The following is a 23,301-nucleotide window of genomic DNA, read 5'->3' as shown; positions in this document are numbered from 1 at the left end:
CCGGCACCCGTCTGTCCGTCCTCACGGCGGGCGGCGTCGCGGTGGGGCTCTTCGCGGCGGCCCGGCTCACCGGCATGGCCGTGGTCGCACTGGCCGCCTGGGCCGGCGGCAGGCACCCGCTGACCCTGCTCGGCCGGTCCTGGGACTCCGTCTGGTACCTGGGCATCGCGGCGCACGGCTACGGCCGCACCCTGTACTTCCGGCCCGACGTCATCCACAGCGACCTGGCGTTCTTCCCGCTCTACCCGGCCCTGATCCGCACCCTCACCGCCGTCAGCCCGCTGAGCGGGGCGGGAGCGGGCCTGCTGGTGTCCTGGACGGCAGCCGCCGTGGCCGCCGCAGGCATCTACGCGGTGGGTGCCCGCCTGCACGGCCGCGCGGTGGCCACGGCCCTCGTCCTCCTCTGGGGCCTGCTCCCGCACTCCGTCGTGCTCTCCATGGCGTACACGGAACCGGTCCTGACCGCGTTCGCCGCCTGGTCCCTCTACGCGGTTCTGGCCGGTAACTGGCTGTGGGCGGGCACCCTGGCCGCCCTGGCGGGCCTGTCCCGGCCGAACGGCTTCGCGGTCGCGGCGGCCGTCCTTCTCGCCGCCGGCTGCGAGATACACCGCCTGCACCGCTCCCGCGGCCGGGTTGCCCACAGGCTGTGGACGGGCGCGGCACTCGCCCCGCTCGGCTGGTTCGCGTACGTCCTGTGGGTGGGCCGCCGCACCGGCGATCCGCTGGGCGGTTACTTCGGCGTACAGCGCCTGTGGGGCTCACGCTTCGACCTCGGCCGGGGCTCGCTGCGCTTCGTCCGCGACCTGCTCCTGCGCGGCGACCGCTTCGTCTTCCCGATGGCCCTGGTGATCGTGGCCGCGGCGGTGGTCCTCTACGCGCTCCTGCTGCTGGACCGGGCCCCGCTCCCCCTCCTCGCCTACACCGCCGTACTCCTCCTGATCACGCTCGGCGGCTCGGGCTTCTTCGAGTCCAAGCCGCGCTTCCTCCTGCCGGCCTTCCCTCTCCTGCTCCCCCTCGCCCGCGCGCTCGTCCGCACGGCGAGAGCCCGGCCCTGGCACGCGACGGTGGTGGTCGCGGCCCTGGCCGGGCTCTCGTTCGGCTACGGCGCGTACCTGGTCGTCATCGCCGGTACGCCTCTGTAGAGCTGCTTACTCCTCGTCGTCCTCGGGCTTGTCGGCCTCGTTCACGGCCTCCTCCAGGCCGAGCTGCTCGACGAGCCACTTGTCGAACTCGATCGCGGCCCGCACCCAGCTGACCGTGGACGACACGAAGTGGTTGATGTCGACGCCCGTGCCGATCAGCATCTGCGCCTCACCGATGAGACGGACGGTGCCGTCGTCATGGGTGTGGGTGTAGACCTTGGGCCACAGGGTCCGCCGGTTCCAGTCGTCGATGGACTCGAGCAGCTGCGGCTTCTCGTCGATCTTGTGGGGGCGGTCGTAGAACGTCCGCACCGAGAAGACCGCCTGCTCGTCCTCTCCACGGAACATGAAGTACGTACGGAACTGCTCCCACGGCGCCGCGAGGTCACCCTCGTCGTCGACGACGTACTTGAGCTCCATCTGGTCGAGGAGCTGCTTCACGAGATCCTGATCCGGGACGACGGGGCCCGCCGGTCCTTGGGGCTGCGGCTCGGGCTGGCCCCCGAAGTTCGGGATCGAGGACGGGTCGATGGTCACCGTGAATTTCCCTTCGTCTGGACTCCGCCATCCTCCCCCATCCGGGGAGGGGGGTGGCAACCCCAGCCCCGGCGGGTTCGTCTCCCGTTGGCGGAATTCCGCTCAGAGCGTTTTTCCGGTGCCCTGACCGGTGCTTTCGACGGCTTCCCCGGCCGTTCCGCCGACCGGTTCCCCGACCGGTTCCCCGATCGCTTCCCCGGCTGTTGCCGGGCCCACGATCAGGCCCTCTCCGAAGGCGTCCACGCGGATCGTGTCGCCGTCCTTGACCTCGCCGGAGAGGATCTCCTTGGCGAGGCGGTCGCCGATGGCGGTCTGGACCAGGCGGCGGAGCGGGCGGGCGCCGTACGCCGGGTCGTTGCCCTCCTCGGCGAGCCAGGCCAGGGCCTCCGGGGTGATCTCCAGGGCGAGGCGGCGGTCGGCGAGGCGCTTGGCCAGCCGGTCGATCTGGAGCCGGGCGATCCGGGCCAGCTCGTCCTTCGCGAGGGCGGAGAAGACGACCAGGTCGTCCAGGCGGTTGAGGAACTCCGGCTTGAAGGAGTGCCGGACGACGTCCAGGACCTGCCGCTTCTTCTCCTCCTCGCCGAGCACCGGATCGACCAGGTACTGGCTGCCCAGGTTCGACGTCAGCACCAGGATGGTGTTGCGGAAGTCGACCGTGCGGCCCTGGCCGTCGGTGAGACGGCCGTCGTCCAGCACCTGGAGGAGGATGTCGAAGACCTCGGGGTGGGCCTTCTCCACCTCGTCCAGGAGGACCACGGTGTAGGGGCGGCGGCGGACCGCCTCGGTCAGCTGGCCGCCCTCCTCGTAGCCGACGTACCCGGGCGGGGCACCGACCAGCCGGGCCACGCTGTGCTTCTCGCTGTACTCCGACATGTCGATACGGACCATCGCCCGCTCGTCGTCGAAGAGGAAGTCGGCGAGCGCCTTGGCCAGTTCCGTCTTGCCGACGCCGGTCGGGCCCAGGAAGAGGAAGGAGCCGGTGGGGCGGTCCGGGTCGGCGATGCCGGCCCGTGAACGTCGTACGGCGTCGGAGACCGCTCGTACGGCCTCGGTCTGGCCGATGAGCCGGCGGCCCAGCTCGTCCTCCATGCGGAGCAGTTTCTGGGTCTCGCCCTCCATGAGACGCCCGGCGGGGATACCGGTCCAGGCGGCCACCACGTCCGCGATGTCGTCGGAGCCGACCTCGTCCTTGACCATGGTGTCCCGGGCCGTCTCCTCCTCGGCCTCGGACGCGGCCTCCAACTCCTTCTCCAGCTGCGGGATCTCGCCGTACAGCAGCTTGGAGGCGGTGTCGAAGTCGCCGTCGCGCTGGGCGCGTTCGGCGGTGCCGCGCAGTTCGTCGAGCTTCTCCTTCAGCTCGCCGACCCGGTTCAGGGACTGCTTCTCGCGCTCCCACCGGGCGTTGAGACCGCGCAGGTCCTCCTCCTTGTCGGCGAGGTCGCGGCGCAGCTTCTCCAGGCGCTCCCGGGAGGCCGGGTCGGTCTCCTTCTCCAGCGCCATCTCCTCCATCTTCAACCGGTCGACGGAGCGCTGGAGTTCGTCGATCTCGACGGGCGAGGAGTCGATCTCCATCCGGAGGCGCGAGGCCGCCTCGTCGACCAGGTCGATGGCCTTGTCGGGGAGGAAGCGGGAGGTGATGTAACGGTCGGAGAGGGTGGCGGCGGCGACCAGCGCGCTGTCCGCGATCTGCACCTTGTGGTGGGCCTCGTAACGGCCCTTCAGGCCACGGAGGATGGCGATGGTGTCCTCGACGGTCGGCTCGGCGACCAGCACCTGCTGGAAGCGGCGCTCCAGCGCCGGGTCCTTCTCGATCCGCTCCCGGTACTCGTCGAGGGTGGTGGCGCCGACCATGCGCAGCTCACCGCGGGCCAGCATCGGCTTCAGCATGTTGCCGGCGTCCATGGCGGTGTCACCGCCGGCTCCGGCGCCGACAACGGTGTGCAGCTCGTCGATGAAGGTGATGATCTGCCCGTCGGAGTCCTTGATCTCGGCGAGGACGGTCTTCAGCCGCTCCTCGAACTCACCGCGGTACTTCGCGCCCGCGACCATGGCCCCGAGGTCCAGCGCCACCAGCCGCTTGTCCTTCAGCGACTCGGGCACGTCCCCCTTGACGATCCGCTGGGCGAGCCCCTCGACCACGGCGGTCTTGCCGACGCCGGGCTCGCCGATGAGCACGGGGTTGTTCTTGGTGCGGCGGGACAGCACCTGTACGACCCGCCGGATCTCCTGGTCCCGTCCGATGACGGGGTCGAGCTTGCCGTCCCGGGCGGCGGCCGTGAAGTCCGTCCCGAACTTCTCCAGCGCCTTGTACTGGCCCTCGGGGTCGGCGGTGGTCACCCGGCGCCCGCCGCGCGCCTTCCGGAAGGCCTCCGCCAGCTTCTTCGCGGTGGCCCCCTGCCGCTCCAGCACCTCGCCGGCCGCGCCGCCCTTCGCGGCGATGCCGATGAGCAGATGCTCGGTGGAGAGGTAGTCGTCACCGAGGTCCTTGGCGCGGTCCCCCGCGTCGGCGATGACCGCCAGCAGCTCACGGTTGGGCTGCGGGGGCGCGACCGTGGAGCCGGTCACGCTGGGCAGGGCGGCCAGCGCGCGCTCGGCGCCCTGGCGTACGGCGGCCTGGTCGGCTTCGACGGCCGAGAGCAGGTCGGTGATGTTCTCGTTGTCCTGGCCCTGGAGCAGAGCCAGCAGCAGGTGGGCAGGCGTCAGGTCCGCGTGCCCCTCGGTCACGGCCCGGTTGCCGGCCGCGTTGATCGCGTCCCGGCTCCTGTTGGTCAGCTCGGCGTCCACGTTCGCGTTCTCCTCCTCGGCGTCGTTCGGCTGACTCAGCCAACGTACACAAAGTTGAGTCTATTCCACTCAAGGTGAGGGCGGGAGTGCTTCCGGGGACCAGCTTCCACATGAAGCGTGCGCCATGCGCCGACGGCGGGGCGGGCGGGGTGGGCACAGGGAACGGCGCGCCGCCGGGGGGCCGGAAGCAGAGGGAGGGAGCGCGGCAGGGGCCGGGCGGAGACACGCGGAGCGTGCGGGAGGGCATCCAGGGCCAGGAGGGCGGGATCGAGCCGCCGCCCCGGGGTGGCCACCCCGTTCTTTCGGTGTTCCACCGGCAGTTTTAAGCCACCGTGGACCTTGGTCGAAACCGGCCGATACCGCGAAATGTCCCCAGAAAACTACAGCGGCGTCACCGTGTTCAGGTCACGGTGACGCCGCTGCGGGGGGAAGCACCTGAGCGATCTTTTACGACGGGGGAATCGCGTCAGGCACTGCGGGGGGTGGCCGAGATGGTCCTCACGTCCGGGACATCCGGCTCAGCCAGCCGGTGGTCCCGTTGGTCCAGATTCACAAAAATCATTCCGTACCGGACAGCGCACCGTACGGGCTGCGGCGCACCCCGGGGCTTGCGCAGGCACCGGTAGGCCCGTACGTCCTCGTCCTCGTCCCGCGTGACGACGACCGGCTCACCGAAGACGGTCACCATCAGCGAGTCACCGCTGTGGGGGATGGCGGTGACCAGGTCGATGAAGTGCCAGCCGGAGCGGTAGGCGGTGGCCATTTCGCGCCGGAAGGATCGGTCGTCGGGTGGGGTGGTCACGTCAGCTCCCGGCTCCATCGGTCGAGACAAGCCCATCGGCACTGCTGCCGGCAGCGACGTCAGTCGCCACGACGGCCGGCCAGGCGGTGTTCGCCTGAACGCCGTCCTTCGCATCGGAGAGGCCGCTCCACACACCGCCAAGCGCCGCGACGGAGAAGGCCGCCACAAGCACCGAGCGAAGCACTCCCTTGCACATGTTCCGCTTCGTCCTCACTTGAAGGTCCCCTCTTCCCCCGACTGGTATGACGATGGCTCATTCGGGCACGTCATGGCCACACGATCGGTGCATCATGTTCCTGCATGTTCAGGACCCTGGGGGGTGGAGATAAAGGGATGAATAGGGTCAACACGGCACATCCCCACGCGATGGCGGATCTGTGCGAGGAAGGCAGCCGCCTCTACGCCGCCGCCCTGCGTACAGGACGCGTCACGCGCTCGGACGCGGCGGAAGCCCCCTGCCTGATGGAATTCGCTCTGCTCCAGCCGGATCCGAGCGACCCGAACTGGCTGCTCCCGGTTCCCCCGGCAGTGGCCCTGGCCCACCGGCTCAGCCCGATCGAGCGCGAGATCACAGAGCGCCGACGACTGTCCATGCAACTCGCCGATGTCTTCGAGCCCTTCCTCGCGCTCGGTGGGCATGCGATGGCAAGCGGCGACTCGATCACCGTCCTGGAGGGCAGTGATCGCATCAACACCGCACTCAATCTCGCCACCGCGCAGTGCCAGACCGAGGTTCTCACGATCCAGCCGAGCGATCGCCTCTCCGAGCAGACCATGCAGCGGGCCATGGAGCGGGACAGGCCGCTGAACGAACGGGGTGTCCGGATCCGCACCCTGTATCAGCACACCGCCCGCTACAGCCCGGAGAAGCTGGCGTACGCGGCCCACCTCGCCGACGGCAAGGCGGAGTACCGCACCATCGACGAACTCGTGGAGCGGCTCATCATCTGCGACGAGACCGTCGCCTTCATTCCCATTCGCGAGGACCAGCAGGTCGCCCTGGAACTGCGTCAGCCGGGCCTCGTCCGTTACCTGATCAAGGTCTTCGATTTCATGTGGAACCGCTCGGTCCCGCTGAGCACGGGCGGGCATTACGAGGTCGCCTCCCACGGCATCACCGAGGTCCAGCACTCTATCGCCAAGCTCCTGATCGAGGGTCACGTCGACGAGGCCATCGCCCGTCGGCTCGGGATGAACGTCCGCACCTGCCGCGCCCACATCGCCAAGCTGGCCCAGGCTCTCGGCAGCGGCAGCCGCGCGCAGCTCGGCTACCTGATCGCCCAGTCCGGGATTCTGAACCAGGAGCCCCCCGAGGAGGGGGGCAGCCTTTGACCCCCATTCCACACGCCGAGCACGACATCGAGGAACTGTGCGCCGCGGGGACGCAACTGTACGAGCGCGCCCTTCGCGAGGGTCACCTGTCTGTCCAGGACGCCCAACGTCCGCACCGCGTCCACATCGCCAAGCTCGCCGCCCACCTCGGCAGCGACAGCCGCGCCCAGCTCGGCTCTCTCATCGGACGCTCGGGGATCCTTGATCAGGAAGGCTGATCACGGCAGGCGGCCCGCTCGTCCCGCCCGGCGGCCGGTCCAGCCCCACCTGTGCTATCCGCACGCCCAGCTGGGTACGGCTCGCCGCGCCCAGCGTCTCGGAGAGGCGGGCGATGTGGGCGCGGCAGGTACGGACGCTGATGCCCAGGCGTTCGGCGATGACGGCGTCCTGGTGGCCCTCCGCCAGCAGCGCGGCGATGGACTGCTCGCGGTGTGAGATGCCCTCGATGCCGGTGTCGGGGAGAGGCGCGGTGAGGGGGATCGCGAGGCGCCAGAGGCGTTCGAAGACGGTGACGAAGTACTCGACCAGGGCGGGGTGGCGCAGTTCCAGGGCCATCGTGCGGTCGGCATTGGCGGGGATGAAGGCGACCGTGCGGTCGAAGAGGATCAGGCGGTCGATGACCTCGTCGAGGGTCCGGGCCTCCACCGCGTCGCCCATCAGCTCCAGGTAGTTGAGCAGGCCCTGGCCGTGCCGGGCGACATGCGTGTACAGGTCCCGCATGCGCACGCCCCGGCCGCGCAGGGCGACCGCCCGGTGCAGCCCCTCGGTCAGCTCAGACTCACGGCGGATACCGCCCGGCTGCACGGTCAGCACCTCGCTGGTGCACGCCTCCGTCGCCTCGTCCATCGCCGCCTGGATCCGGGACAACCCGTCCAGGACCCGGATCGCCGCCGTGCCCTCGGCGGAGGCCGACGCGACCTGCAACTGCCGTCCCAGACCGGCGTACCGCTCGAAGGCCGCCACCGCCGAGCCCACCCGCCGCTGGCTGTCGGTGACCTCGTCGTAGACCTCGCGCAGCAGCTGGGTCATGACCTCCTGCGGGGATGTCGGCACCAGCCATTCCATGTCGTCGGGGTCCGGATGCAGCAGCGCCAGCTCCAGCAGACACGGCACCGCGTCGGCATCCGTGCGCGGCACCCGGCCCCGGCGCACGGCACGGGAATACACGCGATCCCCGGCGGCGCACAGTCGGTCGGCACCGTGTGGATGCTTCTCCGTCCCGTGCCCGGCCATCGCCCATTCCACCCCCGGTTTGCTGCCTCTTCCGCAGCGCAACTATGAGCGGTCCGGACCGGGTCCGCAACACGGCTCCCTTCACACCGGGCGTCGTAACGCACCGGTATGCCCCGGTATCTTCCGGCCTCCGCAGACCGCACTGCAACAAGATGACGGTGGCGGCGGCGGGTTCACGGGGGCATCGTTCGCGGTGCTTCCCACGGGTGTTCGCCGGACACCCGCCGGGGCCCCGGGCCATCCTCACCCGATCGGACCGGGGCCCCCGCAACGCGCCCACGGGGGAGGCGCGTTGCGGGGAGGGCCGCTCGCGGGCACGTCACGCGGCAGACCTGGCGGATCCCCGGAATGCGCCGGTGATCACCGCGTTACGTGCCCGCTCCGACGTCCCTTCATGGCGGACATCGTTGACGCGTACGCGTTGGCCGAGAGGGCACGGCCGGGTGAGGTCAGGACCGCCTACGAGCCGGTACTGGCGGCGACCACACGAAGAGGCGTGGCCCAGCGGGTCCGGGCCCTGGAGGCCTGTCTCGCCGACGCTACGGGCATCCCCGGGCCTTCGGGGACGGGACGGGCCCGGGCGGGAGCTGTACGGTCACTCGCGAAGCTGTCATCGCCGAGCGTCCGGTCGCCCTCTCCGCCTCCCCCACCCTCGTTGGTGAACGCGTGGCACCCCGTCACGTTGACCTGGGCCCGTTCGCCTGGACCGGACGGTACGTCGAGTACGCCGGCGCCGGCCCGGAGCCCGTGGACATGCAGCAGGTCCTGGACAGCTCCCCTGATGGGCCGGCGCCTGAGCCGCGACGACAGCCGGCGGGTCGTCGTCCCCGGCCGGAGCCGCGTAGTGGCCCGCGGCAGCCGCCGCGGGGCGGGGCCTACTTGAGGCCGGCCGCCGCGCACGCCGTCTTGTAGTCGGCGGTGCAGATCTGCGAGACCTTGTAGATGCCGTCCGCGACGACGGTGTCCTTGATCTTGCTCTTCGTCACGGCGTTGACCTGCACCAGCTGGGACGGGATGTTCTTGGTGGTGGGGCTGTCGACCTGGTCCTGGGTGAGCGCGTCGAACTGGATGTCCTTGCCCTGCACCTTGTAGACGGCCATCTCCGCGGCGGCCTCGGCCTCGTTCGGGTAGGGCTTGTAGACGGTCATGTACTGCTGGCCGACGATGATCCGCTGAATGGCGTCGAGGTCGGCGTCCTGGCCGGTGATCGGCGGCATGTTGGTGAAGCCGGCCGCCTTGAGGGCCTTGACGATGCCGCCCGCCATCGCGTCGTTCGCGGAGTAAACGGCGGCGATGTTGTTCTTGCCGATCGCGTTGATCGCCTTGGTGGTCTCCTGCTCGGCGATCCCCGGGTCCCAGTCCTTGGTGTCGAACGAGGCCGCGGACGGGATCGTCACCTTGCCGGTCAGCTCGGACAGGGCGCCCGTCTTGAACTGCTTGGCGTTCGGGTCCGTCGGCGAGCCGTTGATCATGATGACCTTTTCGGAGGTGTCGACGTTCGGCCCGAGACCCTCAAGGAGCGTACGGGCCTGCACCTCGCCGACCAGCTCGTTGTCGAAGGAGACGTAGGCGTCGATCGGGCCCTCGGCGAGGCGGTCGTAGGCGATGACCGGGATGCCCGCGTCCCTGGCCTTCTTCACCGTGCCCGCGATGGCGTGCGAGTCGACCGAGTCCAGGACGATGACGTCGACCTTGTCGTCGATCATCTTCTGCATCTGCTGGGCCTGCGCGGAGGCGGACGACCCGGCGTTGGCGTACGCGATCCGGCCCTGCTTGTTCGTGAGCTCGGCGATCTTGGCCTTCATGATCGGGTAGTCGAAGTTTCTGTACCGGGCGTTGATGATGTCCGGCATCAGCACACCCACCGTGATGTCGTTGCCCTTGGTCGGGCTCGCGGTGCTCGACGATCCCGTCGCGTTGAGCACGCCGCAGCCGGCGAGCGAGAGGGTCATCGTGGACGCGGCCACAGACATGGCTATACGACGCATACGGGGGCTCACTTCAGTGCGTTCCGGACATGGGGCTGCTTGCGACCCAGATGTCTGAAAAGACAACGCGTACGCCACACCCGGCGTCAAGCGGAACTACTTAACGAGTGCGCAACACTACCCTCCGCTGCACCTGTGAAGAGTAAGCGGAATCGCCTCCAAACACCCTTTACGGACCCTCCACTCAAAGGGAGTTCACGGGTGGGCAAAGATCAGTACAACCAACTCCATTCCTCATGGGTCGACATCGGTAACGGCCATCTCCGTCGTCACGGACACGACCAGAGGATCGAATGAACCCAGCCAGACGCGCCGCGGCCGCAGCCGTGGTGCTCGCCACCGCCCACCCTGCTCGGCGGCGCGGCCGTGGGCACGGTGTCCTACTACTGGGTGACCGGCGTGCCGGCGGACGGCACAGAGACGGCTCCGGCCGCCGACTGGACGGTCAGCGCACCCGCCGAGTGACACGCGAGGGGCCCGGAGGTTCAGGTGAACCTCCGGGCCCCTTCGCACAGGTGCTGCTAGTCCTTGGCCTTCTTCGGCCGCCACACCACCAGTGCGCTGGTGTGCTGGACCTCCTGATACGGCACCAGGTCGCGGCGGTACGAGGCGTGTACCGCTGCTTCCCGCTGCTGCATGGCGGCCGCCGCGCCGTCCAGGGCCGCTTCCATCTCCGCCACGCGGGCCTGGAGGGCGACGACCTGGTTCTCCAGTTCGATGATGCGCTTGATGCCGGCCAGGTTGATGCCCTCGTCCTGCGACAACGTCTGCACCTGCCGGAGCAGTTCGATGTCGCGGGCCGAGTAGCGGCGGCCCCGCCCGGCCGTGCGGTCGGGCGAGACCAGGCCGAGGCGGTCGTACTGGCGCAGCGTCTGCGGGTGCAGTCCGGAGAGCTGGGCCGCCACCGAGATGACGTAGACCGGGGTCTCCTCGGTCAGTTCATACGGCCCGCGGAAACTGTCACTGCGTCGACGGCCGTCCATCCCTGTCATGCTCCCTTCGCGGCCTCGAACAGCTCGGCGCGCGGGTCCTCGCCCGCGGTCGCCTCGCGATACGCCTCCAGTGCGTCACGAGCATTCCCCGACAGGTCCTTCGGGACACTCACCTCGACGGTGACCAGGAGGTCGCCGCGGGTGCCGTCCTTGCGGACCGCGCCCTTGCCACGGGCGCGCATGGTGCGGCCGTTGGGCGTGCCCGGGGGCAGCTTGAGGGTGACCGGCGGTCCGCCCAGGGTGGGCACCCTGACCTCGCCGCCGAGCGCCGCCTCGGTGAAGGTCACCGGGACGGTCACCGTGAGGTTGTCCTCCTTGCGGCCGAACACCGGGTGGGTGTCGACGTGGACCATGACGTACAGGTCGCCCGCCGGGCCGCCCCGCTCGCCCGGTGCGCCCTTGCCGCGCAGCCGGATCCGCTGGCCGTCCGTCACCCCTGCCGGGATCCGGACCTGCATGGTGCGCGACGACTTGGCGCGGCCGCTGCCCTTGCAGTCAGGGCAGGGGTTCTCCGCGATCAGGCCGCGGCCCTTGCAGTCCGGGCAGGGGTCGGTGAGCGAGAAGCCGCCGCCCGATCCCCGCGCCACCTGACCGGTGCCGACGCAGGTCGGGCACACACGCGGTGTGCCGTTCGCGTCGCCGGTGCCCGAACAGGCCTTGCAGGGGGCCTGCGAGGACATCCGCAGCGGGACCGTGGCGCCCTCGATGGCCTCCGTGAAGCTGAGCGTGACCTCGGACTCGATGTCCTGGCCGCGCCGGGGCTGGGTGCGCGTGCCCGCGCCGCCACCCCGGTTGAACAAGCCCCCCAGGACGTCGCCGAAACCGCCGCCGAAACCGCCCCCGCCCTGTTGCGCGGTGCCCCCGAAGAGGTCGCCCAGGTCGAAGTTGAAGTTGCCGCCGCCCGCGCCCGGCCCGGGGCGGAAGCCACCGTTGCCGAAGAGGGCGCGCGCCTCGTCGTACTCCTTGCGCTTCTTGGGGTCGCCGAGGATGTCGTTGGCCTCGGAGATCTCCTTGAAGCGCTCCTCGGCCTTGACGTTGCCCTTGTTGGCGTCCGGGTGGAACTCGCGGGCGAGCTTCCGGTACGCCTTCTTGATCTCGGCCTCGGTGGCGTCCTTGGGGACGCCGAGGACCTTGTAGTAGTCCTTCTCGATGAAGTCCTTGGTGCTCATCCCCGACGCGCCCCCTTTCCGGTGTTCCGCTCAATCTCTACGACTTCAGCCCTCCTCAGGGCCGTTGTCCTTGTCCTCGCCGGCCGCGGGGGCCTCGTCGGTCCCCTCGGCCTTCACCGCCTGCGCTCCCGGCTGCGGTTCGGCGACCGCCACCCGCGCGGGGCGGATGGTGCGCTCGCCGATGCGATACCCGGGCTGCAGAATCGCCACGCACGTCGTCTCGGTGACGTCCGGCGCGTAGCTGTGCATCAGCGCCTCGTGGATCGTCGGGTCGAAGGGCTCGCCCTCCTTGCCGAACTGCTGGAGTCCCATCTTCGCCGCGACCGTCTCGAGCGACTCGGCCACCGACTTGAAACCGCCGACCAGTTCGCCGTGTTCCCGTGCGCGGCCGATGTCGTCGAGCACGGGCAGGAGTTCGGTCAGGAGGTTCGCGATGGCGATCTCCCGGACCGTGATCCGGTCACGCTCCACTCGGCGGCGGTAGTTCTGGTACTCGGCCTGGAGGCGCTGGAGGTCCGCGGTGCGCTCGCCGAGCGCGGTGCGTACCTGGTCCAGCTGTGCGGTCAGACCGGTCAGTTCTGCGCTTGCGTCCCCGGCCGGGGCCGCCCCCTGTGCGGGAGCGGCCTTCGGCTCGGCGTCGTCGGGGGTGGCGCCGGAGGGGACGTCGGGCTTCTCCTCGAAGCCCGGGGTCTCCTCCGTCACGCGGCACCGTCCTTGCGCTCGTCGTCGACGATCTCGGCGTCCACCACGTCGTCGGCCTCAGCGGTGGGGGTACCACCGGCGGCGGCCTGCGAGGCCTGGGCGTCGGCGTACATGGCCTGGCCCAGCTTCTGGGAGACGGCCGCGACCTTCTCGGTGGCGGTGCGGATCTCGGCGGTGTCCTCGCCCTTGAGCGCGGCCTTCAGCTCCTCGACGGACGCCTCGACCTCGGTCTTGATCTCGCCCGGGACCTTGTCCTCGTTGTCCTTGAGGAACTTCTCGGTCTGGTAGACGAGTTGCTCGCCCTGGTTGCGGGTCTCGGCGGCCTCGCGGCGGCGGTGGTCCTCCTCCGCGTACTGCTCGGCCTCCTGGCGCATCCGGTCGACCTCGTCCTTCGGCAGCGAGGAGCCGCCGGTGACGGTCATCTTCTGCTCCTTGCCCGTGCCCAGGTCCTTCGCGGTCACGTGCATGATGCCGTTGGCGTCGATGTCGAAGGCGACCTCGATCTGCGGGACACCGCGCGGGGCCGGCGGCAGACCGGTCAGCTCGAACATCCCGAGCTTCTTGTTGTACGCCGCGATCTCGCGCTCGCCCTGGTAGACCTGGATCTGCACGGACGGCTGGTTGTCCTCGGCCGTCGTGAAGATCTCGGAGCGCTTCGTCGGGATCGTGGTGTTGCGCTCGATCAGCTTGGTCATGATGCCGCCCTTGGTCTCGATACCGAGGGACAGCGGGGTGACGTCGAGCAGCAGGACGTCCTTGACCTCACCCTTGAGGACACCGGCCTGGAGGGCGGCGCCGATGGCGACGACCTCGTCCGGGTTGACGCCCTTGTTGGCGTCCTTGCCGCCGGTCAGCTCCTTGACGAGCTCGGCGACGGCGGGCATACGGGTGGAGCCACCGACGAGGACGACGTGGTCGATCTCGCCGAGCTGGATGCCGGCGTCCTTGATGACGTTGTGGAACGGCGTCTTGCAGCGCTCGAGGAGGTCCGCGGTCAGCTGCTGGAACTGAGCGCGCGTCAGCTTCTCGTCCAGGTGCAGCGGGCCCTCGGCGGACGCCGTGATGTAGGGCAGGTTGATCGAGGTCTCGGTGGACGAGGACAGCTCGATCTTGGCCTTCTCGGCGGCCTCGCGGAGGCGCTGGAGGGCCATCTTGTCCTTGCCGAGGTCCACGCCGTGACCGGCCGCGAACTGCTTGACCAGGTAGTCGACGATGCGCTGGTCCCAGTCGTCACCACCGAGGTGGTTGTCGCCGTTCGTCGCCTTCACCTCGACGACGCCGTCGCCGATCTCCAGGAGGGACACGTCGAAGGTGCCGCCACCGAGGTCGAAGACGAGGATCGTCTGGTCGTCCTTGTCGAGGCCGTAGGCCAGCGCCGCCGCGGTGGGCTCGTTGACGATACGCAGGACGTTCAGGCCCGCGATCTCGCCGGCCTCCTTCGTCGCCTGACGCTCGGAGTCGTTGAAGTACGCCGGGACGGTGATGACCGCGTCGGTCACCTTCTCACCCAGGTAGGCCTCCGCGTCCCGCTTCAGCTTCTGCAGGATGAACGCGGAGATCTGCTGCGGGTTGAAGTCCTTCCCGTCCAGCTGAATCTTCCAGTCGGTGCCCATGTGACGCTTGACCGACCGGATGGTGCGGTCCACGTTGGTGACCGCCTGGCGCTTGGCGACCTCGCCGACCAGAACCTCGCCGTTCTTGGCGAAGGCGACGACGGACGGCGTGGTCCGGGCACCCTCGGCGTTGGTGATGACGGTGGGCTCGCCGCCTTCAAGAACGCTGACGACAGAGTTAGTCGTGCCCAGGTCGATGCCGACCGCACGTGCCATGGTGATTTCCTCCAGCTGACTTGAGTGGAACGGACTCAAGTGTGCATCAAGCCTCGCCGTGGGTCAACAGACCTGAGTCGCGACGGCTCAACTCTTATCCGTTCCTTACACGCAAGTGCCCGCTGACCTGCGTGGATTCCAGCCGACGGACCCCATAAACAGGCACCCGAAGGAGTAGGAGTACGACGCTGACGGTGACGCAGGCGACGCATGTGGCGCCCGTCCGCCCGACCCAGCCGCCGTGCACCAGCACCCCGACGAGCACCCCCGCGAAGGATGCGACACCGAGGACGACGGTCGCGCCCGGCGGGGTGAGCCCGAGCCGCCGCAACCGGTGTGCGAGATGGTCGGGCCCGCGCCGCAGCACCGGCCGCCCGGCGAGGAGCCGCGACAGCACGACGAGCAGCACGTCGGCGCTCGCGACGGCGGTGAGCGCGAGCAGCACGCCCGCGCTGGCGAAGGGGTCGTAACCGGTCCGCGTGATCAGCGCGGCCGCGGCCAGTACGAACCCCGCGAACAGCGAGCCGGTGGCACCGAGGGCGATCCGCGCGGGATGCCAGTTGTGCATCAGGAACCCGGTGAGCGCGGCGGCGAGCACGCTCAGCAGGACGGCCAGCCCGTCCATCACCTCCGCGGCGGCACAGGCCCCGACCCCGAAGGCGGTGATCACCCCCACGGTCCCGGCGAGCCCGTCGGCGTGGTCGAGCCCCTTGAAGGCGACGGCGACAAAGGCGATCCACAGGACACCGAGCAGCCCTTCGACCACACCGAACTCCCCGTACGGCACCACGCACGCGGCCGCCACAGCCGTACCGAACAGCAGGAACCGCGTCTTCAGCCGCCACACGTCGGCGACCAGCCCGAGCAGCGCCACGGCCCCCCCGGCGACCAGCAGCTCCCCGACCCCGGTACCGAGCGGTGCGGCACCGGTCCAGTCACCGGCGCCCGCGACCAGACACGTGGCGCCCACGACCGCCAGCCCGCCCAGCACCGGCACAGGCCGCGCCCGCCGGCGGTCGACGAGCCCCAGCCGCAGGGCGAGCGGCCGGATCAGCGCGGCGAGGAGGGCGGCGAGCAGCAGGGCTGTGGTGGCGGCGGCGATCCCGTAGAGCACACGTCTAAATTAGACCTAAATGTAACAATTCCAGATGAATAACACGAATAACACGATCACTTTGCCACCGCAAGGCAGCGGCAGGTCAGGGACACCTCAGCGATTCAGATCACCCCGCACCTGACTACAGTGCGAGTAAAGATGCGGGTAGTCTCAGACCGACTGCATAAGTTACCGCTTAGTAATTTCGGGAACCCTCGCGAAGAGACCCGAAGAGACCCCTCGCAGGCCCGAGGAGCCCCCATGCAACTCGCCGCGATCATCGTGTCGCTGGTTCTGATCGTGGTCGGCGTGGCGTTGTTCGCCCGCGCCGTCCTGCAGATCTACAACTTCATGCGGCTCGGCCAGAACGTGCCCGCCGGCACCCGTACCGACGAGCCCGTCCAGCGGACCGTCACGGTGGTCAGGGAGTTCCTCGGCCACACCCGGATGAACCGCTGGGGCATCGTCGGCGTGGCGCACTGGTTCGTCGCGGTCGGCTTCTTCTCTCTCCTGCTGACGATCGTCAACGCCGTCGGCCAGCTCTTCCAGGCCGACTGGCTGCTGCCGGTCATCGGCGAGTGGGCGCCGTACAACGTCTTCGTCGAGTTCATCGGCACCATGACGGTCCTCGGCATCCTGGTGCTGATCGTCATCCGCCAGCTGAGCAAGCCGAACCGGCCGGGCCGCAAGTCCCGCTTCGCCGGCTCCAACTTCGGCCAGGCGTACTTCGTCGAGACGGTCATCCTGATCGTCGGCGTCTGCATCTTCATGCTGCACGCCCTTGAGGGCGCCCAGCACCACGTGGATTCGTACGAGGCCTCCTTCTTCATCTCGTACCCGGTGGTGTCCTGGCTGCGGGACATGGACGTCTCCACGCTCCAGAACCTCACCTACTTCTTCGCCGGCCTGAAGATCGCGACCTCCTTCATCTGGATGATCGTGGTCGCCCTGAAGACCGACATGGGCGTCGCCTGGCACCGCTTCCTGGCCTTCCCGAACATCTGGTTCAAGCGCAACGCCACCGGTGAGACCTCCCTGGGCGCCCTGCTGCCGATGACCTCCGGCGGCAAGCCGATCGACTTCACCGACCCCGGTGACGACGACGTCTTCGGTGTCTCCCAGGTCGAGCAGTTCTCCTGGAAGGGCCTGCTGGACTTCTCCACCTGCACCGAGTGCGGCCGCTGCCAGTCGCAGTGCCCGGCCTGGAACACCGGGAAGCCGCTCTCCCCTAAGCTGCTGATCATGTCGCTGCGCGACAACGCCCACGCCAAGGCGCCCTACCTGCTCGCGGGCGGCGGCAAGACCATGGAGGGCGAGGAGAAGGCTTCGCAGGAGCAGCTGGCGGGCGTCCCCGCGGCGGCTCTGGCGGAGGCCGAGCGCCCGCTGATCGGTACCGCCGAGGAGAACGGCGTCATCGACCCGGACGTCCTGTGGTCCTGCACCACCTGCGGCGCCTGTGTCGAGCAGTGCCCGGTGGACATCGAGCACGTCGACCACATCGTCGACATGCGCCGCTACCAGGTGATGATCGAGAGCGCCTTCCCCTCCGAGGCGGGCACGATGCTCAAGAACCTGGAGAAGAAGGGCAACCCCTGGGGCCTGGCCAAGAAGCAGCGCCTGGAGTGGCTCAAGGAGGTCGACTTCGAGGTCCCGGTCGTGGGCAAGGACATCGAGGACCTGACCGAGGTCGAGTACCTGTACTGGGTGGGCTGCGCGGGCTCCCTGGAGGACCGCGCCAAGAAGACCACCAAGGCCTTCGCGGAACTCCTCCACATCGCGGGCGTCAAGTTCGCGATCATGGGCGGCGACGAGAAGTGCACCGGCGACTCGGCGCGCCGGCTCGGCAACGAGCCGCTGTTCCAGGAGCTCGGCATGGAGAACGTGGCCGCGCTGAACATGGCCTTCGGCGAGGATGACGAGGATCCGGCGACGAAGAAGCCGAAGTCGGCCAAGAAGATCGTCGCCACCTGCCCGCACTGCCTCAACACCATCGGCAACGAGTACCCGCAGCTCGGCGGCGACTACGAGGTCATCCACCACACCCAGCTGCTCCAGCACCTGGTGGACGAAGGCAAGCTGGTCCCGGTCACCCCGGTCGAGGGCATCATCACCTACCACGACCCCTGCTACCTGGGCCGCCACAACAAGATCTACACGCCCCCGCGCGAGATCATCGCCAGCGTCCCGGGCCTGCGCAACGAGGAGATGCACCGCCACAAGGAGCGCGGCTTCTGCTGTGGCGCCGGCGGCGCCCGGATGTGGATGGAAGAGCGCATCGGCAAGCGCATCAACAACGAGCGCGTCGACGAGGCGCTGTCGGTGAACCCCGACATCGTCTCGACGGCCTGCCCCTTCTGCCTGGTCATGCTCACCGACTCGGTCAACGGCAAGAAGAACGACGGCAAGGCCAAGGAGTCCATCCAGGTGGTCGACGTGGCCCAGCTGCTCCTCGACTCGGTCAAGACCCCGGTCGACCCGGCGGGCGAGGCGGAGCAGGAGAGCGCGCCGGAGCCGGAGCCGGTGAAGTAACCCGTCAGCACACCGGAACGCCCCCCGACCCGCATTGCGGGTCGGGGGGCGTTCCGGTGTGGTCCGCCTCGCTCAGCCGCGCGGGCGCTCGAAGGTCAGCAGCAGGCCCTCGACGGCGCCGGGACCTATCCGGCCCTTGACGTCGGCGGAGGTGATGGCCTTGAGGCCCCAGCCGTCCTCGGCGTGCTTGTTGAGGACCTTCTCCAGCTTGTCGCTGTCCAGCGCGTCGCCGATCAGCGACTCCCGGAAGGTGACGACCTTGTACTCGTACGCGTAGGCACTGCTCATGACTGCGGGATCCTCCTGCGGCGAAGCCGGTCGGGACGGGGTTGCCGGAGCCAGACAATCATCCCGGGGCACCGGCACACACCGCAGGACCGGATTTACGGGGCGGCGGTCGGGTCAGGCCTCGACATTCACACAACCGCCGACAACCTGGTGCCGGTCCAGCAGGAGAACCGCTTCGCCGCCCGGGTGCGGGCTGCCGGCGACGGCGCGCTGCTGCGGCAGGCGTATGTCGAACGGCAGGGCCACTGCACGTTCACCACCGCCGAGACCGTGGCCGCCCTGCACGCCCTCGAACACCGCGTCGGCACCGGCCACTGGGACGACGCCGCGACCCCCGCCGCGCTCCAGCGCTCGGCCACCGCGCTCGGTCTGGACGGGGCGGCCTATGTCCCGTACCGGCCGGGCCGGTTGACGGTCGGCCGGTCACCGTCCGGGATGTGAGGGCGGCGCCAGGGCCTGGAGCACGGACAGGGTAGGTCGGCCGGCCCCACGACAATCGGAACAATCCGCCATATCAGCCGGACGTCCGCGACCCGTAAGGATTGACAGCCGACAGCCCCCGGCTCAATGACCTGGGGGCAGTCCGACTCAGGGCTCGGGTTGATGGGCGCTCAGGCTCCTACGCTCCCGTCGATGCCCTCCCGCAGCAGGTCGGCGTGCCCGTTGTGACGGCCGTACTCCAGGAGGACGTGCGTCATCACCATCCGCAGCGACACCTCCGCCTCCCACCTCGGCTGATATCCGGCCTGGTCCAGGGAGCCGGCCTCGCGCTCGATACGGCGCGAGGTCTCCACCTCGTCCTCCCAAACCTTGAACGCCTCGTCCCGGGTCGACCCGCTCGCGTCGTACGCCGCCTGGAAGTCGATCCTGTCGGACCAGACCATGGGCGCGTCACGGTCCTCGAACACCCGCCGGAACCAGGCCCGTTCCACCTCCGCCATGTGCCGGACCAGACCGAGCAGCGAGAGCGTGGACGGTGGCATCGACTGCTGCCGCAACTCCTCGTCGGTGAGCCCTTCGCACTTCATGGCGAGGGTGGCGCGGTGGTAGTCGAGAAAGGCCCGCAGCATGTCGCGTTCACTTCCGAAAGCGGGCGGTCCTATGCGGTTGTCGCTGGTCACTGACCGTGCTCCTTTGTCCATTGCGGCATCCGGGGGGGGAGCCACGGTACCCAGTGCACCCCATCACATCTCTCGGAACAGGTCCTCCGAGTAGGGCGGGGACCGGGGGCGTCACAGCGGATGCCAGGTCGCGTTCTCGCCCTGCGGCCGCACCCGGCCGAAGACCACGTCCGCGAAGTGGATGCCGAAGCCGAGGGTGTCCGGGCGCAGGAGTTCGGCGACCAGACGGCGGCGGTGACGCTCCGACTGGGCGGGGTCGGCGTCGGAGACCGCGGACCACTCGGGGTGCCGTATCTGCAGGGAGGTGAGCAAGGCGTCGCCGAAGGCGAGCAGGCGGGTGCCGTGGGAGGCGATGACGAAGCCGGTGTGACCGGCGGTGTGGCCGGGCAGCGCCATGGCGTGGACGCCGGGGAAGACCTCGTCGCCCGCGAGCACCAGCCGGGTCCGGGGTTCGAGTGCCGCCACGGCGGGGTCGCGGTGATCCCATTCGGCCTTGGGGATCACGAAGGTGGCCCGGGTGAACAGGGGCGGATCGACGCAGGCCCAGCCGATGTGGTCGGGGTGGAGGTGGGTGAAGGCCACCGTCTCGATGTCCTCGGGCGACCGCCCGAGCAGGGCGAGGTTTCCGGGCAGCGATCCGCCGTGCACCGCGCCCCGGTCGGGGTGGCCGGGGTCCTCCGGTACCGCGCGCGGCCCGAACCCGGCGTCGATCAGCAGGGCCCGGGTGCCGTGTTCGACGAGCAGGCCACCGGTGTTGGCGACGAGTCGGCGGGTGTCGTTGAGGTAGGCGCCGTACCTGCTCCAGTGGCGGTCGACGGCCGCGGGCAGACTGCCGGCCGGCTTCAGCAGCATCGCCCCGTCGGGCACATAGCTGACCTTCAACTCACCCACGCGCAGGGTACGTACGGCGGAGGGCCTGCGCAGTCGGCTGTCGTTCACGGATGGTCCCCTCGCGGGCGGCGAAAACGCCCGGCGCGGCTCGGATACGGGGCCGGCGTGGCCGTCCGCCGAGTGGCGGCGGACGGCCACGCCGGGGTGCGTGGACGGTTCCGGCGGGCGATGCCGTGTGCCGGACACGGAACGGCCTACGCCGTGGTCCGCTTGCGCAGTGCGGCGCCGACGAGCAGGGCACCGGCGAGGGCGACGACACCGGCGGTGACCATGCCCGCGTGCAGCCCGCCCAGGATGTCGGCGCGGGACGCGGTGCCGCCCGACGAGAGGGCGTTGGTGCGGGCGGCGGCGATCGCGCTCAGGCCCGAGACACCGATCGCCGCCACGTACTGCGGCAGTTGCGACAGACCGCCGACGACGCCCTGGTCCTCCTCGGTGACGCCCGTGGTCATCACGGTGATGAAGGAGACGACGCTGAAGACGTGGCCGAGGCCCATGACGGAGGAGGTGACGAGCAGGGCGGCCAGGTTCACGTCCTGGGGCAGGGCGAACATCGCGACCGTGCCGACACCCTGGATGAGCAGGCCCGCGGCCAGCACCTTCACCCCGCCGAACCGGCCGAGCAGCCGGGCCACGTACAGACCGCCGAGCATCGCGGCCGCGCCCTCGCCGAGGTAGCTCAGACCGGCCTGAAGAGCGGTGAAGCCGAGCACGTCCTGCATGTACAGGCTGAGCAGCACGGTCGTACCGGCGCACATGCCGAAGGTGATGACACCGAACAGCCCCGACCACTTCACGGACGGCCGGTTCAGCACGGACAGCGGCACCAGCGGCTCCGGGTGACGGCGCTCGACCAGCAGGAACGCGGCCAGCATCACCAGGCCGCCGACGATCGGGCCGAGTGCCGCGGGACGGGTCCAGCCCTCGTCACCGCCGGTGGAGATGCCGTAGACCAGCCCGAACAGGCCGAGCGTGGCGAGGATCGCGCCCGGGATGTCCATCCGCCGGGCGGCACCGGACTCGTGGATCGTGGGCAGGGCCAGCGCACCTGCCAGCGCCAGCGCGCCCATCACGCAGAGCGCGACCATGGTCCAGCGCCAGCTGAAGCCGTTGGTGATGACACCGCCGCCCAGCGCGCCGAGCACGAAGCCAAGCGACATGACGGCGCCGTTGAGGCCCAGGGCACGGGCGCGCTTGGGACCTTCCTGGAAGTAGCCGGTCATCAGGGCGATCGCGGACGGGGCGATCATCGCGGCGGCGGTGCCCTGGCCGATGCGGGTGGCGATCAGCACGCCGGGGCTGTTGGCGAGGGCGGCGCCGAGCGAGAAGAGGGTGAAGACGGCGACGCCGAGGGTGAACAGCCGCTTGCGGCCGATCAGGTCGGCGACCCGGGCGAACAGGGGCAGCAGGCTCGCGGACGGCAGCAGGCTGGCGGTGGCCACCCACTGCAGGGTGCCGGCCGAGGAGAAGCCGAGGGCGGTGCCGATGTCGGGCAGGGCGACGGTGACGATGGAGAAGTCCAGGCCGCACATGAAGGTGGCGCAGCACAGGGTGATCAGCACCAGCCACTCGCGCGAGGCGAAGACACCGCCGGCGGCGGCCTCGGGAGGTGCGGCGACCTCGTGCGTGGGGGCGGGGGGTGAGGATTCGGTGACGGCCATGAGGGTCCTTCCTGGTGATCTCGCTGGCCAGTCCAGCTTCGAATCGGGGGACCTGCGCAACAAGGACGATCTGTGCAACGATCGATTCGCTGGGCTCATCGTTCGAGGTCACGGAAATGAGGGGCGCGGGAGAACCGGTCATGGAACGCCAGGAGATCGAGATTTTCCTGACCCTCGCGGAGGAACTGCACTTCGGGCGGACCGCCGAGCGCGTGGGCGTCTCGCAGAGCCGGGTCAGCCAGACCGTCGCCCGGCTGGAGCGCCGTATCGGTGCCAAGTTGTTCGACCGCACCAGCCGTCAGGTCACCCTCACGCCCATCGGGGAACAGCTCGGGGACGATCTCGCGCCCGCGTGGCGAGGGGTCGAGGAGGCCGTCGCCAGGGCGATGGCGGCCGGGCGGGGGATCACCGGTTCGCTGCGGATCGGGTTCTCCGGCGCGTTCACGGGCCATCTGCTGCACAGCATCGCCGAGGCGTTCGGGCGTCGGTACCCGGATGTGGACGTGCAGATACGGCAGGTGCAGATCTCGGACCCCTACGGCCCGCTGCGCGCGGGGGACGTCGAGCTCCAGGTCACCGAACCTCCGCTGGCGGAGCCGGATCTGACGCTGGGTCCGGTGCTGGTGTCACAGCCGCGGGTGCTGCTGATGTCGTCCGGGCACCCCTTCGCGCGGCGTGCGTCGGTGAGCGTGGAGGACCTGGCGGAGGCGACGCTGCTGACGGTCGCCGGGAACGTGCCGGCACACTGGCTGGACCACCACTTCCCGCGGCAGACCCCGTCGGGGCGTCCCATCCCGCACGGGCAGGCGATGACGCACTGGGAGGACGCGCTCTCCCTGGTTCTCGCGGGCAAGGGCGTGACACCGGTGGCGGCCGCCGGCACGCACTACTACAGCCGTCCCGGCCTGGTCTTCAGGCCGCTCACGGACGCCCCTGCTATCGACTACGCCTTCGTCTGGCCCACCGGCCACGAGACGGCCCGGCTACGGGCGTTCGTCCAGGTGGCCATGGAACGGGTACGCGCGGTGGGCGGCCCTTCGCGGGCCGTGGAGAGTCTGTGGACGAACGAGGGCACCGGCCACTAGTACTACAGGGCTAGATCTGGATCACGGAGTGATGGGAGGCTCTGGCTGTGGCCACGACACAGCCCCGTGATTCAGATCGTTCGTCGGACGCCGTCAGCCCGGCCGATTTAGCTTTCTGGG

General features: G+C 69.5%; 19 protein-coding genes and 1 pseudogene. 6 read left to right on the top strand and 14 right to left on the bottom strand.

Annotated features, from left to right (window positions below; translation table 11 throughout):
• Window positions 1-74: 74 nt before the first annotated feature.
• Window positions 75-1,142 carry a hypothetical protein gene (locus tag ACZ7OO_RS31920; RefSeq protein WP_471510311.1) on the top strand — a complete coding sequence of 356 codons (1,068 nt, stop codon included), beginning with the start codon at window positions 75-77 and terminating at the stop codon, window positions 1,140-1,142.
• Window positions 1,143-1,148: 6 nt separating this feature from the next.
• Here the strand turns inward: ACZ7OO_RS31920 and ACZ7OO_RS31915 are convergent, their stop codons facing one another.
• The 3 genes from ACZ7OO_RS31915 to ACZ7OO_RS31905 form a co-directional block, all read right to left on the bottom strand.
• Window positions 1,149-1,679, bottom strand: coding sequence for a type III secretion system chaperone family protein (locus ACZ7OO_RS31915; RefSeq protein WP_471510102.1), 531 nt, complete (start codon window positions 1,677-1,679; stop codon window positions 1,149-1,151).
• Between the two features lie 102 nt (window positions 1,680-1,781).
• Window positions 1,782-4,463: an ATP-dependent chaperone ClpB gene (clpB, locus tag ACZ7OO_RS31910; RefSeq protein WP_471510100.1), complete on the bottom strand. Its 2,682-nt coding sequence runs from the start codon at window positions 4,461-4,463 to the stop codon at window positions 1,782-1,784.
• Window positions 4,464-4,929: 466 nt separating this feature from the next.
• A complete protein-coding gene (locus ACZ7OO_RS31905; RefSeq protein ID WP_351317863.1) occupies window positions 4,930-5,226 on the bottom strand; it encodes a (2Fe-2S)-binding protein in 297 nt (98 codons plus the stop codon).
• 372 nt (window positions 5,227-5,598) lie between these two features.
• Here ACZ7OO_RS31905 and ACZ7OO_RS31900 point away from each other — a divergent pair, with 372 nt between their 5' ends.
• Together ACZ7OO_RS31900 and ACZ7OO_RS31895 are read left to right on the top strand one after the other, a co-directional pair.
• The gene (locus ACZ7OO_RS31900; protein WP_471510098.1) at window positions 5,599-6,597 is read left to right on the top strand and encodes a helix-turn-helix transcriptional regulator; all 999 of its coding nucleotides are present in this window, start codon (window positions 5,599-5,601) and stop codon (window positions 6,595-6,597) included.
• Entirely contained in the window at window positions 6,594-6,815 is a 222-nt protein-coding gene (locus ACZ7OO_RS31895) for a hypothetical protein (protein WP_471510096.1), read from the top strand. Before ACZ7OO_RS31900 ends, ACZ7OO_RS31895 begins: the two co-directional genes overlap by 4 nt.
• On the opposite strand, the gene ACZ7OO_RS31890 is transcribed toward ACZ7OO_RS31895, so the two are convergent.
• The 7 genes from ACZ7OO_RS31890 to ACZ7OO_RS31860 form a co-directional block, all read right to left on the bottom strand.
• A complete protein-coding gene (locus tag ACZ7OO_RS31890; RefSeq protein ID WP_471510095.1) occupies window positions 6,778-7,830 on the bottom strand; it encodes a helix-turn-helix transcriptional regulator in 1,053 nt (350 codons plus the stop codon). The two genes, ACZ7OO_RS31895 and ACZ7OO_RS31890, sit on opposite strands and share 38 nt — an antisense overlap.
• Before the next feature lie 875 nt (window positions 7,831-8,705).
• Window positions 8,706-9,818: a sugar ABC transporter substrate-binding protein gene (locus ACZ7OO_RS31885; RefSeq protein WP_471510093.1), complete on the bottom strand. Its 1,113-nt coding sequence runs from the start codon at window positions 9,816-9,818 to the stop codon at window positions 8,706-8,708.
• Window positions 9,819-10,339: 521 nt separating this feature from the next.
• Window positions 10,340-10,801 (bottom strand): heat shock protein transcriptional repressor HspR, encoded by a 462-nt coding sequence (locus ACZ7OO_RS31880; protein ID WP_471510091.1) that lies wholly within the window; start codon window positions 10,799-10,801, stop codon window positions 10,340-10,342.
• Window positions 10,802-10,806: 5 nt separating this feature from the next.
• Window positions 10,807-11,979 (bottom strand): molecular chaperone DnaJ, encoded by a 1,173-nt coding sequence (gene dnaJ, locus ACZ7OO_RS31875; protein WP_471510089.1) that lies wholly within the window; start codon window positions 11,977-11,979, stop codon window positions 10,807-10,809.
• A 45-nt stretch (window positions 11,980-12,024) separates the two neighbouring features.
• A complete protein-coding gene (gene grpE / locus ACZ7OO_RS31870; RefSeq protein ID WP_471510087.1) occupies window positions 12,025-12,681 on the bottom strand; it encodes a nucleotide exchange factor GrpE in 657 nt (218 codons plus the stop codon).
• Window positions 12,678-14,510: a molecular chaperone DnaK gene (gene dnaK / locus ACZ7OO_RS31865; RefSeq protein ID WP_471510085.1), complete on the bottom strand. Its 1,833-nt coding sequence runs from the start codon at window positions 14,508-14,510 to the stop codon at window positions 12,678-12,680. The genes grpE and dnaK overlap by 4 nt, the downstream gene beginning before the upstream one ends.
• 94 nt (window positions 14,511-14,604) lie before the next feature.
• The gene (locus tag ACZ7OO_RS31860; protein WP_471510083.1) at window positions 14,605-15,624 is read right to left on the bottom strand and encodes an MraY family glycosyltransferase; all 1,020 of its coding nucleotides are present in this window, start codon (window positions 15,622-15,624) and stop codon (window positions 14,605-14,607) included.
• A gap of 243 nt (window positions 15,625-15,867) precedes the next feature.
• On the opposite strand from ACZ7OO_RS31860, the gene ACZ7OO_RS31855 reads away from it, so the two are divergent.
• Window positions 15,868-18,135, top strand: a complete 2,268-nt coding sequence (locus tag ACZ7OO_RS31855) for a (Fe-S)-binding protein (RefSeq protein ID WP_471510081.1) — start codon at window positions 15,868-15,870, stop codon at window positions 18,133-18,135.
• Window positions 18,136-18,207: 72 nt separating this feature from the next.
• Here the strand turns inward: ACZ7OO_RS31855 and ACZ7OO_RS31850 are convergent, their stop codons facing one another.
• Window positions 18,208-18,423 (bottom strand): DUF4177 domain-containing protein, encoded by a 216-nt coding sequence (locus tag ACZ7OO_RS31850; protein ID WP_352222334.1) that lies wholly within the window; start codon window positions 18,421-18,423, stop codon window positions 18,208-18,210.
• Between the two features lie 120 nt (window positions 18,424-18,543).
• Between ACZ7OO_RS31850 and ACZ7OO_RS31845 the strand changes: the two are divergent.
• A pseudogene (locus tag ACZ7OO_RS31845) lies at window positions 18,544-18,864 on the top strand (alpha/beta hydrolase); the annotation flags it as partial.
• A 170-nt stretch (window positions 18,865-19,034) separates the two neighbouring features.
• Here ACZ7OO_RS31845 and ACZ7OO_RS31840 read toward each other — a convergent pair.
• From ACZ7OO_RS31840 to ACZ7OO_RS31830, 3 genes are all read right to left on the bottom strand, one after another.
• On the bottom strand, window positions 19,035-19,544 hold the full coding sequence (locus ACZ7OO_RS31840) for a DinB family protein (protein WP_471510079.1): 510 nt from the start codon (window positions 19,542-19,544) through the stop codon (window positions 19,035-19,037).
• Between the two features lie 111 nt (window positions 19,545-19,655).
• Entirely contained in the window at window positions 19,656-20,483 is an 828-nt protein-coding gene (locus ACZ7OO_RS31835; RefSeq protein WP_471510077.1) for an MBL fold metallo-hydrolase, read from the bottom strand.
• Between the two features lie 146 nt (window positions 20,484-20,629).
• Window positions 20,630-22,096 (bottom strand): MFS transporter, encoded by a 1,467-nt coding sequence (locus ACZ7OO_RS31830; protein ID WP_471510075.1) that lies wholly within the window; start codon window positions 22,094-22,096, stop codon window positions 20,630-20,632.
• A 140-nt stretch (window positions 22,097-22,236) separates the two neighbouring features.
• Here ACZ7OO_RS31830 and ACZ7OO_RS31825 point away from each other — a divergent pair, with 140 nt between their 5' ends.
• Window positions 22,237-23,181: a LysR family transcriptional regulator gene (locus ACZ7OO_RS31825; protein ID WP_471510073.1), complete on the top strand. Its 945-nt coding sequence runs from the start codon at window positions 22,237-22,239 to the stop codon at window positions 23,179-23,181.
• The last annotated feature ends 120 nt before the right edge of the window (window positions 23,182-23,301 follow it).

Source organism: Streptomyces sp. NPDC111744, assembly GCF_055634995.1.
This window is presented reverse-complemented; position numbering and strand designations above follow the sequence as displayed.